Raw genomic sequence first — 13,815 nt, 5'->3', positions numbered from 1 at the left:
AATTAATAATTCATCACCTGACTATTATACACCAACAGGCAGCACCTGTTTAAGTGCCTCTTCAATCGTGCTTACAGGAATAACCTCTATCCCACGCAACCCTTCCGGGACATCAACCATGTTTTCCGCCGGAATCAGAACCGAGCGCACCCCTGCCTGCTTGGCCCCGAAAATCTTCTCATAAATCCCGCCCACGGGCTTAACCTTGCCGCGCACGGAAATCTCCCCCGTAACTGCCACATCCTGCCGCAAAGGCTGTCCTTTGAGAGAACTGAAAATAGCCAAGGTTGTGGCTAGCCCGGCCGAAGGCCCGTCAATCTTGCCCCCGCCAATTACATTAACATGCACGTCATAATTGCTCAGGTCTTCCCCCGTCAGATTCCTGATCATCGCCGTGGCATTAAACACCGCATCGCGGGCCATGCTCCCAGCCGTTTCATTAAAACGAACCGAGCCTTTCCCGTTGCGGTCAGCAAAAGTGATCACTTCAATCTCCAACACAGACCCTACAAAACCTGCCACTCCCAACCCCAAGATACGTCCGGTTTCCGGTTTGAATGCCGCCTTATTGGCATTATAGGGAGTAAGGCGCGCTGAACGCAGGACTTCGTAAACATCGGCACCGGAGACCGTAATCCTCTCTTGCTCAGGGTTACGAAACCGCGCCAAGCCGTAAGCATCTGTCAAAAGGCTGGTTGCTTTGCGGCCTTCAATCACGTACTCGCTAATGATTTCCGACACATTTTTCTCCAGGCTCACTCCCAGTTTGAAAGCTGCCTGGCGCACGATATTCTGAACATCCGCAGGTTCCAGCGGGACAAAGTAAACCTCAGCACAGCGGGAACGGAGTGCTGGGTTAAGTTCACCGGGATCGCGTGTGGTCGCCCCGATCAGGACAAAATCAGCGGGCGCGCCTTCCTCAAATAATTTCTTAATATACTGTGGAATATAGGGGTCGCCCGGGTCGTAATAAGATGAATCAAATGACACCCGCTTGTCTTCCAATACTTTTAAGAGCTTATTTAAAAGGAGACTGTCCATTTCCCCAATCTCATCAATAAAGAGAATCCCGCCGTGAGATTCACTCACCAGACCGAGCTTGGGCTCAGGAATTCCAGTGTCAGCCAGATCGCGTTTAGCTCCCTGATAAATAGGGTCATGCACCGAGCCCAAGAGGGGATTGGTCACATCCCGGGGATCCCAGCGCAATGTCGTGCCGTCCACTTCGACAAAAGGAGCATTAGAGGCAAACGGGGAATGAGGATGTTTCTTCACCGTCTCCAATGCCACCCTGGCGGCGGACGTTTTTCCAACTCCCGGCGGCCCGTAAATCAAAATATGCTGGGGGTAAGGAGTGGCCAGCTTTGCCAGCAAGGCTCTGACTGCACTTTCTTGCCCAATAATCTCCTCCACGGCCTGGGGGCGAAGAATATCCGCAGCCTGACTCCCCAGTTTAGTCTGGTTCATAACCTCAAGCATCGCTAGTTTCTTCAAAGTCTGCGCATTTTCCGGGCTTGAAGTTTCTTTCAGGACCTGCATTTTTATGTCTTTAACATAATCTTCATGCCGCTCCTGCATTTTGTCGGCGACCGCTTTTTCCAAGCGGTCTTCCACCGAGCGGCGGGCCAATAAATCCGCAATCTCTTCCTCAATCTCATCCAGAAGCGCAGGGATCTCCTGCTTCCGGGGAGTTGGCTTGACCGTAGGGTCATCACTAATAAGCTTTTGCAGCCCGGCCACCCGCTCGGGCAGGCTATCTGAACGCATTAGGCTCAAGGCTTCAAGTTTACTCGCTTTTAACACGAGTTTATCAGAACCGTAATAATTTGCCAGCAATCCGTAAAGGGCATCGACCTCACGCTGCCATTGCTCCTCGTCGTCCAACCGTTCGCTCCAAGTATTATGCTGCAACCATTTTGTTAATAGCCCTTTCATCGCTGTCCCCTTCCAGTCTGAGTTTAGGAGGCGATAACCTTTACCTGTATGCGGGCGCTGACTTCCGGATGGAGTTTAGCCGCAAGCGTATACTCCCCTAAAGCTTTAATCGGTTCTTTAAGTTCCAGCTTCCTCTTATCCAGCTCGATGCCGTAATTCTTCTTAAGAGCGTCCGCTATTTCCTTCGTAGTGACCGAACCGAATAAGCGTCCTCCTTCCCCGGTTTTCGTACCCACTTCCACGACCAGGGAATTGAGTCGGCTAGCCAACTCGCTCGCATCTTGCTTTTCCTTGTCTTTGCGTTTTTCTTCGACCGCCTTTTTATGAGCCAAGTCCTGGAGATTGCCGGAGGTGGCCTCCACCGCCAAGCCCTTGGAGAACAGGAAATTGCGCGCATACCCATCTGCAACCTCGCACACTTGTCCTTGCTTGCCCAAGGCTTTAACGTCAACTTTCAGAATAACCTTCATCTCAACTCACCCCACATCGTTTAACCCTTCGACTCAGGCAGCTTCCTAAAATTAAGCACCATGTCAAAAAGGCCGAACATAATAATACTGACGAAACTGAAAAAGAAATAAAAGAGATTGACCAGAATAAGCATCCACTTAAGGAACCTGGGCACCTGCGGCGACTGTAAAAAATAAAGGTAGACTGAGATCCCAATGACCATAGCCAAAGCCACATACACAACCATTAGGTTGAGCCCCACTCCGCGTAAAGCATGCCAGGCTAACTCATCTCCCAAAAGGTAGCTGGCGAGAGCAAGGATAGCCCCCCAGATCGCATACCAGGGCAAACGCCAGCGGGCAAACGGAACCATGCCCTCATTCTTATAAAACCAGCGCCGGGCAAAATAAGCAACCACTCCAAATTCAAGCATGCTCGCAAGCGCAGTAAATGCCGGAGTTAACATGACATAGAACGGAAGATACTGCTCTAGAAAAAGGCGCAGCTGATACTCGTCCACTCCCTGTTGCTGAATCGCACTAAGCATACCGGAAGAGCGGTAGAATTCAAGCGCATAATTGGTAAAGTCTTTAATTGACTGTGCTTCCAAACTCTGAAGCGCAATCGTTACAAAAGGCAAGGAGCCTAAGACTCCGGCTAAGACTAAACTCCAGAAGTAGACCACCCGCTGTGGCCACAGTTTCTGCAACCCCAACCCCGCCAACATGGCAGCCCAAGGAACAAAGCTCATGTGCGCAGAGGCTGATAAACCGTGAATTATTAAAGGTAAAACATAGCCTGCGCCCAGGAATAACATTGCCCTGCCGGGACCGTGACGCCTGATCGCCACAAATACCGCCAGCATGATCAGAATTTCCAGGAACCAGCCCCATAAGTTCAAGGCTATTCCTAGCAGCGGCAGAAACAAAAGCAGAACCAGTCCCAGATAATCAATGACCTTCTCATCGCTGATATACATTAAAGCATTACTCCCAGCTTAATCTTCGGGGGCAAGGTAGCTATAAAGCAAGCTCAAATCCCCCCACTGGCTTTCAAGACCCGCCATATCCTGTGCCCGCCATTCTTCCAGGCGCTTGATCAAAGTTCTGTCCAAACGGGAAAAATCAAAGCCTAAGCGCTTGCTCACGAGGTAGCTTAAGGCTACCATGTCCGCCAATCCCTGAACCATCTCATTTTCCGCTCCGCTTACAGTACCGTGCTGAAAGAGCCATTGTGCCTGAAGCAGATTAACTTTAAGCTCCTCAATTGTTCTTAAACTCTTCACTACATCAACTTCAATTTGCTCCAAGGCCGATTCCTCCCAAAAAATAAATACTGGGGCAAACTCCACCTTGGTAATGAATTCGTTATCTGGCAAAAATTCTCCTGCTAAAAACGAAAAAAGGGAGACGTGCTCCCTTTTCTTTACTCCACACTATATGGCAACAATGCAATACTACGCGCGCGTTTAATCGCAACTGTCACTTGCCGTTGGTGCTTGGCACAGTTACCGGAGATGCGGCGCGGCAAAATTTTACCGCGTTCAGTAACGAACTTGCGGAGTTTACCGGTCTCTTTGTAATCTAAGGACTCTACCTTATCCACACAAAAGCTGCATACTCTTTTGCGCGGACGGCGTCCACGTTCACGCTTCATACCCTACCCTCCATTCGAAATGGCCTAAAACGGAATATCATCATCTAAGCTTACTTCATGCCCATAACTGCCAACAGCGCCGGCAGCGTGTTCAGTGCCGGTATTTTGTGAATCTTTCGGGCTTAAGAAGCGAACATCTTCTGCGATAACTTCCGTAACCCACCGTCTTTGCCCGTCCTGAGCATTATAAGAACGAACCTGAATGCGGCCGTCAACAGCAGCCAATTTTCCCTTAGCCAAATAATTTGTCACCAGTTCTGCCAATTGACGGTAGACTACACAGGGAATAAAGTCTGCTTCCCGTTCGCCCTGCGAGTTTTTGAAATTACGGTCAATAGCTAAGGTAAAATTAGCAACAGCTATCCCATTCGGAGTGTAACGCAACTCGGGGTCTTTCGTTAAACGGCCAATTAAAACGACGCGATTCAACACGGGAACCCCTCCTAAAAATTCCTACTATTCTTTCTTGGTAGTCAAGAAACGCAAAATGGTATCGGAAATTTTCATAATCCGTTCCACTTCTTGCGCTGTACGGGCCTCGCCATTAAAGGTCATCAGGACATAATACCCTTCCCGATAATCATTAATCTCGTAGGCCAAGCGGCGTTTGCCCCATTTGTCAATGGACAGGTCAGACCCACCGTTGGTGTTAACAATCTCACCATACTTGTCCACTTCGGCGGCAATCGCCTCATCATCCAGATCAGTCCGGATGATATACAATACTTCGTACACTTGCATGTGTGCACCTCCCCTCGGACTTAGCGGCCCCGTCTAGCGGAGCAGGGATTTGGCAAAGCTGCCAATAAAAAATTATAGCAGTTTAAGGAAGAAAACGCAAACTTTATTAATTCATTTACAATGGAGGAGTTGCAGGGCGCTCACCATGACGCCGGAGCTACTCGCTTGTCGGCTCCGCTGACGCATCCGAAACCCCTTTGTATTACTGCATGTGAACCTTCGGTGCGTCTTAACGCTTCGCCGACTACACTCGCTTAACGCTCCTCTGTCGAAATGGTTCGCTATCCCTGCAACCCCTCCATAGGTTTTTTTAGTTTCTGCCTTACGGCCTCAGTCGTAGGAGTGTCAAACATTGAACCTGAAGTGTACGATATCCCCGTCCTGCATAATATAGTCCTTGCCCTCAAGGCGCACCAAGCCCTTGTCCCGGGCTCCGGCGACCCCGCCGTTAGCGACAAAGTCTTTATACGAAACAACTTCAGCCCGGATAAACCCGCGTTCAAAATCTGTATGGATAACTCCGGCCCCTTGCGGTGCCTTTGTCCCTTCCCGAATTGTCCATGCTTTTACTTCCATCGGGCCTGCCGTAAAAAAGGTCATCAACCCCAGAAGGCGGAAGGCTGCCCTAATTAAGCGGTCAAGCCCTGACTCCTGTAACCCTAAGTCAGCCAGGAAATCCCCTTTTTCCTCGGGATCGAGTTCAGCGATTTCCGCTTCGATTTTAGCACAGATGACCACCGCTTCCGAGCCTTCGGCCACGGCAATTTCGCGTACTTTCTGCACATATGGGTTTTTATCCGCCGTGCTAATCCCGTCTTCGCTCACATTGGCCGCGTAAAGTACCGGTTTAGCCGTAAGCAACGGAAAACTTTTGAGAATCTCCAGTTCTTCTTCCGTAAAAGTAAGCGCACGTGCCGGACGCCCCTGATCAAAGGTCTCTTTAAGCCTGTCCAACAGCGCAACTTCGGCCTGCGCTTTCTTGTCCCCGGATTTTAAGAGTTTAGAAGTCCGCTCCCAGCGCTTGTCCACGCTCTCTAAATCGGCCAGGATCAGTTCGTACTCGATCGTTTCAATATCCCGTTTAGGATCGACACTGCCCTCCACATGCACGACATTACTGTCTTCAAAACAGCGCACAACGTGGACAATGGCATCAACTTCCCGGATATGGGACAAAAACCTGTTCCCCAGCCCTTCCCCTTTGCTAGCACCCTTTACCAAGCCGGCAATGTCCACAAATTCTACCGCAGCCGGAACAATCCGATCCGGTTTCACCATTGCGGCTAAGACCTGCAACCGCTCATCCGGGACTTGAACAATTCCGATATTTGGATCAATGGTGCAGAAGGGATAATTGGCCGCTTCTGCACCCGCTTGCGTTATAGCATTAAACAAAGTCGACTTTCCCACATTGGGCAACCCGACAATTCCAGCTTGTAAACTCATGTGTACCCTCCAAGTGAAAAAATGCCCTGAATTTGCCTGTACTGATTATATGTTATGTTAAACTACCACGCAACCATCTCAAAACTACAAGCCCGTTATTTGATTCAAGTTCATACCTGGTAATTATACAAATTACTCACTTTTAGAAAGAATCTCTTTAATCTGCCTTTCAAGCTTGACCCGCGGAATCCACGCTTGATGACTGCATTTAAGACACTGAATCCGGAAATCCATCCCCGTGCGCATCACTTTCCAGTCATAGTTGCCGCAGGGATGTGGCTTGCGCAGCCTCACGACATCTCCGACATTTAACTGAATCAAAAGGGCTACCTCCCTACCGTGATTTTTCACCCATTATAACAATATTCTGCGGCTGTGGTATCCGTATTCCTTCCTCCAAAAATGCTTTATGAATCCGCCGCCTGAGTTCCCGCTCCAATTCCCATTGTTCATTAGCCTTAGTATAAGCGATAACCCGCAGTACAGCATTGCGTTCCCCGAATTGAATCACTCCCTGCACAGAAGGAGGCTCAACAATTTTATCCTGATATTCCTGGCTAACCTCCTCGCAGACTGCGTGCATAACTTCCATGGCTCGGTCTAAATCTTCATCATACGGAACTTGGATGTCCACCATGGCGCGCATCTTGCCGCGATTATAGTTGGTCACTGCCGTAATGCTCCCATTCGGGATAATGTGCAGTTCCCCGCCCCAATCCCGTAAACGCGTAGCTCTTAAACCTATCTCTTCTACAGTCCCCGCAAACTCCCCGACTTTTATGTATTCCCCGACGGAAAATTGATTTTCAAAAAGGACAAAAAATCCACCTATGATATCTTTAACCAGACTTTGCGACCCAAAGCCCAACGCAACTCCCAGCACACTCGCTGATGCCAGTAAAGTCCGGGTATCAAAGTTAAACACCCGTTCAAGCAAGTGCACAATCACGGTGAATGTTATCACGTAAAAGGCAACACTGCGCAATAAGTGATAAATCGTATTGGCTTTACTTTCATCGAATAGAATTTTTCTTGTGCGCACCAGCAAAAGACGGTGCAACAAGTAAACTAAAACTCCGTATGAAATTCTGGCGATAACTAAAACCAGAACAGCATAAATAAGCTCGTTTAGAGCTTTGCTGGCAATATCTTGCCAATTTAGATTCCAGGCGGCTGTAAACCAATCGGTCATAGCACTCTTCTTCCTTAAGCTATACTTCGGGTAAGCAATCCTTCACCAGACGGATACCTTTGGTTAACCGCTTTAAGGCATCCGTCTGATCCTTCAGGCTTGGCAAGTTCAGATGTTAACTTCCCTCTGCTAGTATCTGCAGATCTTGCGCGCTCAATCCTGTGCGCACTTAATACCATAGTCCTTTAGGAATATTAAGCCAGAAATTTTCCGTTACTTTTACCGAAAATACTTTGATGAGAAGATCAAAGATACTAAGCAGATAGGGATATAAATAAGAACTTTGGATAAGGGTGAACGCATTTCCGTCAAAACCAAGCTTGACCAGTGGAGAAACTAATCCGGCTAAAACTGCCAAACCTAATAACGAACCAAGCCCGCCGAGAACAAGCCCACCTCCGCGGTTGGCAGCACCCCCGACCATGCCAAACGGTGCCATAATCATGGCCCAGACAAGCTGAACCAGGGTAACAATTACCAAGTACACCAGTGCAAAAGCCAGCAGGTAGAGCAGATTCTGACTAATTATCCCTGCTAGGCGGTGGGCTGCTTCCTCGAAAACCGACTGCGGAATCGTCTGCGCTGAGAGATTCGGTAATGCCGGTAAGCCGCCGAGCAAATCCCGCCAGCCATCCGGCAAAGCTGCCAATACATCGCCTAAGCCCTTTTGGGTAGTCAGTTGACTCTCAAGTCTGGGCAGAATAAGTTTATATACCCTCCCTTCAAGCATTCCCTGAAGGGAAAATGTCCTTTCCAGCCAGTTATAAACATTCAAGTATTGGCTGGCAGCAAGCACAAGACCCGCAATGCTGGCAAGCAAATTAACAAGTCCGGTCAAAAGCCCTTTGCGATACCCTTGTAAAGCACCAAGCAATATAAAACCAATAATCAGGACGTCTACAAGATTCATACCATCCTCCTGTTCTTAGCTCTAGCGAAAAAGTGCCTTGATTCCCTTCCAAACGGTCCGCTCACTGCAGGAAAACTAAATATACCCTATTCTATCTCAAGAAATATAAGTATTCGTTCCAGGCAGGAAAAATTCCTGCAAGAAAGTCGGTATAATGGTCCCCAGAACAAAAAGGTAGCACCCGTACCCTTTTACACAAACGAAAAAGGAGTACCGATGCTACCTTAAAACTTTATTAGCAATGTTTTTGATTTTCTTTTGAATTGGCGGGGATGCGTGCGAATCGAACACACCTCGGAACGTTCTGCGTCCCGACACGCGGATTTGAAGTCCGGGGGCAGCACCAGCCACCATCCATCCCCATTTTGTATTCCGGGTTGTTATTATAACATAATTTAATCTACTTCGCCAAAATATCTTTTAAAAACTTTTTGCAATATTTCGCAAAAGTAGTATTGCCACCAAAAATTAAGGCAAGACTATACTTAAGTCTGAAAAATGAGGAGGTCGAAGGCTTGACTGACCAAACTTACCCAGTTGCCCGTTTGTCAAAACAAGAACTGGATCAAGTGACAGCGCTTGAACAAAAGCTGAACTCCGGTTCCGGTGTGCAAAAAGTCTTAATTGCTTACACTAAGGCCTAATCTAGGTATTCTTAGGTTCAATCTTCGTCAGATACGTCTTAAATTTTTTGTACTTATCCTAGCAAAAAAATTTGTTTGAGCAACGGAAAACAGGGCAGGCTATTTGCCCTGTTTTCTGATTTTAGAAGTTATAGTATTTCACCATCCGATTGGATTAGATATCTTCACTATTGGTTTACCCTGAAATGATAGCAGCTTCCCCTCAGATAGTCTTCGGTCTGCCTTAGGATATCTTCCTCCTTTAGAGTCAAGCGCATAAGGCTGTATTTTGCCTGCACTAAAGCCTTCACACATTCCAACGCCAGATCCGCCAAATGAGTGCATCCAGTCTGCGATCCTACAGCTTCTAGAATCTGCTTTCTCACTCCGCGGGCTAGCTTCAACCCGACTAAGTTATGTATCCTGTTAGCGGTCTGTTTACAGTCAGGATGAGGAAACCGCCTTAACTCCCCATCGGCCGCCGTGATCGCAAAATTAGCCATATCAACCTGAAGTGTCAGACAGACTTCATGAAAACTGTCAATGAACACTCCGTTAACTGCAACGGTCTTTCCTTCATCCTCACTCTGTATGTTGATGTTGATCGTCCTGTTAAATACATACATTTTATCTGCTCCCTCAAAACCCTTTTTACTTAGTTTATGCTATTTTGGTTAAGGTAGCAAATATCATATTAACCCATTCGCAAAGGCCGGATAATCAGTTGGATCATCCGGCCCTATCATTGATATGGTTATGTGATCTTGTTATGAATCAAAGATAATTTACCTTAGCTTTCAATGATATATCCCTTATCAGTCAAAGCTCCTTCCACTTCCTCTACCCGTTCCCCGCTTAATCTAAGCAGCATTTTAATCCTGTCTTCTCCCGGATGGTAGATGGCTAAGCTGGCTATATTCACTCCAAACTCCTTGGTTGTTGCAGCCACATCACACATCACACCGACTTTATCTGTTGTTTCGATCACAATGCGGTCACCTGGGCTGCGAAGGCCGAGAATATTGAGGAAGGCATCCAAAACATCCGTTTCCGTAATAATCCCGACCAGACGCCCGTCTTCAACAACCGGAAGGCCTCCGATTTTGTGGTTCCGCATTACTAGTGCTACATCTTCGATTCTGGCATCCGGGCTACATGTAATCACGTGTTTAATGGCAATTTCACGAATCGTAGTTTTCGCGACCAAATAATTTAATTCAAAAATACTGAGCGTAGTAGCGGGGGATGGAGAAACTTCACGCAAGTCCCCCTCAGTCACTAAACCAACAATTTTTCCATTTTCAACGACCGGCAAGCGGTGAATCTTTTTTTCCCGCATTAAGGCCATCGTATCTGCAATCGTATCAGTTGGGGCTACCGTAATAAGATCTGTCGTCATTAATTGCCTCACGAACATGTAACCACTTCCTTTCAATTACCAACCCGTATTTAGCATACAAGTGAACGATATGAAAAATTACGGTCTTTGATAACCACCCCCTCGAATTAGCTTACACCAAAAAGACCCAAGTCAATAAACAAAAGTCTTGTTGACTTAGGCCTCACCTCTTTGTGATAAATTTAACTTTCTAAGAATATTTTATATGCAACTTATCCGTGTGTCAACGTGCTTTTAGCTCGCTCACAAAAGAAATTTACCACGTACCACGTTGACAGTGATACGTGTAAATTGTACTCACTTACTTGTAAATTAGTGCTCATACTCATAGTATCCACATCCAAAATTATCCTATTTTGCGCTTATCCTTTCAGGACACAAAAAGCTCCTTGCATAATATTAGCCTAGCCCTTGAAGACTAGGCTAATATCATGCGGTCATTGTTAATGTGCGTGCCGCTCGCTTTCTCGAACATTTCTAAGAGGCGGGCGATTGTCATGTTAGAGCGTTCGCTCCCTTTGATATCCAAAATGATCCGGCCTTCATGCATCATGATCGTGCGGTTACCGTAAGTTAAGGCATGGTCCAGGTTATGCGTAATCATCAGGGTAGTTAAGTTTCCCCCTTCGATGAACTTCGATGTTAAATCCAAAACTTTTTCCGCTGTCTTGGGATCGAGCGCGGCAGTGTGTTCATCTAAGAGCAGTAGCTTTGGCTCCTCTAAAGCAGCCATGAGCAAGGTCAGAGCCTGACGCTGGCCGCCTGAGAGCAGGCTGACCTTGTTCGTCAAGCGGTTGTCTAAGCCGAGGCCTAAGAGGACGAGCTTTTCCTTAAACAAAGTGCGCTCGCGCGGGCTGATCGCCCGTCTGAGTCGTCTGGTCTGCCCCCGGCGCAAAGCCATCACCATGTTTTCCTCGATCGTCATGCTGGCTGCTGTCCCGAGCATCGGATCCTGGAAGACGCGGCTAATGAGCGCAGCCCTTTTATGCTGGGGAAAATTCGTAATTTTCTGGCCGTCAATCACAATCTCCCCGCTGTCAACTGGAAAATTCCCGGCTACGGAATTAAGGAGGGTAGACTTGCCGGCACCGTTGCTCCCAATGACAGTAACAAAATCCCCGGGAGCAAGTTCGAGACTTAAATGATCGAGTGCCACTTTCTGGTTGATGGTGCCTTTATTGAAGACTTTAACGATTTGGCGCATGGAGAGCATTTAATTCTCCCCCTTTCCGCTCGCGACAGGGTTTCTAGCCTTGAACTTCTTTTTGAGAGCAGGTGAGATTAAAGCGAAAATAACGATGAGCGCTGTAACAAGCTTCAAGTCAGTCGGTTTCAAGCCCAACTGCAACACAACCGCGATAATAACCCGGTACAGAACCCCGCCGACTATGACCGCAATGATCGTGCGCAGAATCGTCGAAGTTCCGATCAGAACCTCACCGATAATTACGGAAGCAAGTCCGGCAATAATCATCCCGATGCCCATGCCGACATCGGCAAACTGCTGGTTTTGCGCGACATAGCTACCGGCAAAAGCCACTAAGCCATTGGAAAGCGCCAGACCCAGAATCTTCATGACATCGGTGTTGACCCCCTGGCTTTTAATCATCATTTCATTGTCCCCGGTAGCCCGCAAGGCCAGGCCGATCTCCGTCTCCAGGAACAAATAAATGACAATCCCAACGATGATAACCGTAATTAAAGTTAAGGCCAACACTCCATGCGTTCCCATAAAGGGGAGCTTTTCGAAGTCCGTAAAAATCGTGCGTGTGCGCAAGAGAGAAATGTTGGCTTTGCCCATTACCCTCAAGTTTACGGAATAGAGGGCAGTCATCGTAAGAATCCCGGACAAAAGCGGAGTAATATTAAATTTTGTGTGCAGCACACCGGTGAAAATACCGGCCAGTAAGCCCCCGATAAAGGCCAGCGCTGTAGCGGCCCAAGGGTTGTACCCTGAAGAAATTAAGATAGCGGCAATGGCAGCTCCCAGGGTGAAGCTGCCATCTACCGACAAATCTGCATAATCGAGAACGCGGAAAGTAAGGTACACACCCAAAACCATGAGCGCGTACATTAATCCCTGTTCGAGCGTACCCAACCATATTTGCAAGGGCATTACAAACACCTCAATATCTGCTATGGCTTGTAGTTCAACCGTAATGCCGTTCTACAAATAAAACTCACTTACAAAGCCTTATATCTAAGATACTTTACTTCTTAGTTTCTACCAGTTTAGCTGATTTCAAATCATCCGGAATGGTAATGCCAAGCAGGGCGGCATTGGTTTTATTAATTACGGTATCGAACTCTTTTTGGCTTTCTATGGGCATATCCGCCGGTTTGCTGCCTTTTAAGACTTTAAGAGCCATCTCCCCGGTTTGTTTCCCTAAGTTCTTGTAGTTAATCCCGATTGTGCCTAAGCCGCCTTTATCTACAACGCTGCTTTCTCCGGCAATTACCGCGATCTTGTTCTTGTCAGTAACTTTCAGAACTGCATCGGCAGCCGTTACAACCGTATTGTCAGTGGGGACATAGACTGCGTCAACTTTGCCAACCAGGGATTCTGTCGCCTGCATCACGTCTGCAGTACCGGTTACAGTAGCCTCTACAATCGTAAGGCCCATACCGACGGCTACCTCTTTAACTAATTTTACCTGGACTTGAGAATTAACTTCCCCTGCATTGTAGATCACTCCAACTTTCTTCGCATTAGGGATAAGTTTCTTCAGAAGTTCAAACTGCTGTTTAACCGGGTTCATATCTGTAGTTCCTGTAACATTCATGCCTGGTTTTTCCATGCTATTTGCGAGCTTGGCCGTGACGGGGTCTGTAACTGCGGTGATGAGAATCGGCACATCCTTCGAAGCGGTGGCCATGGACAGAGCAGACGGGGTAGCGATGGCTAAGACCAAATCGAGTTTGTCTGAAGCAAATTTTTGCGCAATGGAATTGAGTGTGGATTGGTCATTTTGCGCGTTTTTGTAATCAACAGTGAGGTTTTTCCCTTCCTCATAACCGTTGGCTTTAAGCGTCTCTAAGAACCCTTGGCGCGCGGCGTCCAATGCAGGATGTTCAACAATCTGGATAATCCCTATTTTGATTGCTTTTTTGTCCGTGCCTGAATTTGCTGCAGATGATGTACCATTCGTTGATGAGCCAGCAGTTGATGAGCCGCAGCCCGCAAGAGCCAGTGCCATTACCAAACTTAATCCCAGAGCCACAACTTTTTTAAGTTTCATGTTCAATATTTCCCTCCTCATAATTCTCGGGTTAAGCCTTGTCGTTCAGCGGCAAAACTACCCTTATGTAGTTTTATATTCCATTCTACCGTACTACTTGCATAGTAAAACTTATGAAAGTAATTGTCAATGAATTCAGATTAGTGCGAAATGGTGTTAAACGGCAGTCGGAATATATAAAAGCACCAAAAAAACACTCCATAGGAGTGCTCTCGCGGCATTTC

General features: G+C 47.4%; 17 protein-coding genes and 1 tRNA gene. 1 reads left to right on the top strand and 17 read right to left on the bottom strand.

The genetic code is table 11. The features are described from left to right. Window positions 1-24: 24 nt before the first annotated feature. The 12 genes from lonC to ACYQ2N_RS11110 all read right to left on the bottom strand — a co-directional run bounded on the left by lonC (window position 25) and on the right by ACYQ2N_RS11110 (window position 8,692). Window positions 25-1,935, bottom strand: a complete 1,911-nt coding sequence (gene lonC, locus ACYQ2N_RS11165; protein ID WP_459999305.1) for a Lon family ATP-dependent protease — start codon at window positions 1,933-1,935, stop codon at window positions 25-27. Between the two features lie 23 nt (window positions 1,936-1,958). Beyond that, window positions 1,959-2,405, bottom strand: coding sequence for a 50S ribosomal protein L9 (gene rplI, locus ACYQ2N_RS11160; protein ID WP_459999304.1), 447 nt, complete (start codon window positions 2,403-2,405; stop codon window positions 1,959-1,961). A 20-nt stretch (window positions 2,406-2,425) separates the two neighbouring features. Then, window positions 2,426-3,364: a DUF2232 domain-containing protein gene (locus ACYQ2N_RS11155; protein WP_459999303.1), complete on the bottom strand. Its 939-nt coding sequence runs from the start codon at window positions 3,362-3,364 to the stop codon at window positions 2,426-2,428. An 18-nt stretch (window positions 3,365-3,382) separates the two neighbouring features. Then, entirely contained in the window at window positions 3,383-3,685 is a 303-nt protein-coding gene (locus tag ACYQ2N_RS11150) for a MazG-like family protein (protein WP_460000519.1), read from the bottom strand. 125 nt (window positions 3,686-3,810) lie between these two features. After that, complete coding sequence (gene rpsR, locus ACYQ2N_RS11145) at window positions 3,811-4,041, bottom strand: 30S ribosomal protein S18 (protein ID WP_459999302.1); 231 nt, start codon at window positions 4,039-4,041, stop codon at window positions 3,811-3,813. 24 nt (window positions 4,042-4,065) lie between these two features. After that, window positions 4,066-4,473, bottom strand: a complete 408-nt coding sequence (gene ssb, locus ACYQ2N_RS11140; protein ID WP_459999301.1) for a single-stranded DNA-binding protein — start codon at window positions 4,471-4,473, stop codon at window positions 4,066-4,068. Between the two features lie 24 nt (window positions 4,474-4,497). Next, on the bottom strand, window positions 4,498-4,782 hold the full coding sequence (gene rpsF, locus ACYQ2N_RS11135; RefSeq protein ID WP_459999300.1) for a 30S ribosomal protein S6: 285 nt from the start codon (window positions 4,780-4,782) through the stop codon (window positions 4,498-4,500). 345 nt (window positions 4,783-5,127) lie between these two features. After that, window positions 5,128-6,228 carry a redox-regulated ATPase YchF gene (gene ychF / locus ACYQ2N_RS11130; RefSeq protein ID WP_459999299.1) on the bottom strand — a complete coding sequence of 367 codons (1,101 nt, stop codon included), beginning with the start codon at window positions 6,226-6,228 and terminating at the stop codon, window positions 5,128-5,130. Between the two features lie 132 nt (window positions 6,229-6,360). Beyond that, window positions 6,361-6,549 (bottom strand): DUF951 domain-containing protein, encoded by a 189-nt coding sequence (locus ACYQ2N_RS11125; protein WP_459999298.1) that lies wholly within the window; start codon window positions 6,547-6,549, stop codon window positions 6,361-6,363. A gap of 13 nt (window positions 6,550-6,562) precedes the next feature. Then, a complete protein-coding gene (locus ACYQ2N_RS11120) occupies window positions 6,563-7,420 on the bottom strand; it encodes a mechanosensitive ion channel family protein (RefSeq protein WP_459999297.1) in 858 nt (285 codons plus the stop codon). Window positions 7,421-7,589: 169 nt separating this feature from the next. Beyond that, on the bottom strand, window positions 7,590-8,330 hold the full coding sequence (locus ACYQ2N_RS11115; protein ID WP_459999296.1) for a CvpA family protein: 741 nt from the start codon (window positions 8,328-8,330) through the stop codon (window positions 7,590-7,592). 264 nt (window positions 8,331-8,594) lie between these two features. Continuing rightward, window positions 8,595-8,692, bottom strand: a tRNA-Sec gene (locus ACYQ2N_RS11110). Window positions 8,693-8,845: 153 nt separating this feature from the next. Here ACYQ2N_RS11110 and ACYQ2N_RS11105 point away from each other — a divergent pair. Beyond that, window positions 8,846-8,974, top strand: coding sequence for a hypothetical protein (locus tag ACYQ2N_RS11105; RefSeq protein ID WP_459999295.1), 129 nt, complete (start codon window positions 8,846-8,848; stop codon window positions 8,972-8,974). 167 nt (window positions 8,975-9,141) lie between these two features. Here the strand turns inward: ACYQ2N_RS11105 and ACYQ2N_RS11100 are convergent, their stop codons facing one another. The 5 genes from ACYQ2N_RS11100 to ACYQ2N_RS11080 form a co-directional block, all read right to left on the bottom strand. Next, the gene (locus ACYQ2N_RS11100; protein ID WP_459999294.1) at window positions 9,142-9,579 is read right to left on the bottom strand and encodes a DUF2889 domain-containing protein; all 438 of its coding nucleotides are present in this window, start codon (window positions 9,577-9,579) and stop codon (window positions 9,142-9,144) included. Window positions 9,580-9,743: 164 nt separating this feature from the next. Then, entirely contained in the window at window positions 9,744-10,370 is a 627-nt protein-coding gene (locus ACYQ2N_RS11095; protein WP_459999293.1) for a CBS and ACT domain-containing protein, read from the bottom strand. A gap of 400 nt (window positions 10,371-10,770) precedes the next feature. Continuing rightward, on the bottom strand, window positions 10,771-11,565 hold the full coding sequence (locus ACYQ2N_RS11090; RefSeq protein ID WP_459999292.1) for an ABC transporter ATP-binding protein: 795 nt from the start codon (window positions 11,563-11,565) through the stop codon (window positions 10,771-10,773). Continuing rightward, the gene (locus ACYQ2N_RS11085) at window positions 11,566-12,468 is read right to left on the bottom strand and encodes an ABC transporter permease (RefSeq protein WP_459999291.1); all 903 of its coding nucleotides are present in this window, start codon (window positions 12,466-12,468) and stop codon (window positions 11,566-11,568) included. It lies immediately after the preceding gene. A 94-nt stretch (window positions 12,469-12,562) separates the two neighbouring features. After that, the gene (locus ACYQ2N_RS11080) at window positions 12,563-13,591 is read right to left on the bottom strand and encodes an ABC transporter substrate-binding protein (protein WP_459999290.1); all 1,029 of its coding nucleotides are present in this window, start codon (window positions 13,589-13,591) and stop codon (window positions 12,563-12,565) included. Window positions 13,592-13,815 lie beyond the last annotated feature (224 nt).

The organism is Paradesulfitobacterium aromaticivorans, assembly GCF_054657415.1.
The sequence above is the reverse complement of the archived record's forward strand: the minus strand, read 5'-3'. Positions and strand labels throughout refer to the sequence as shown.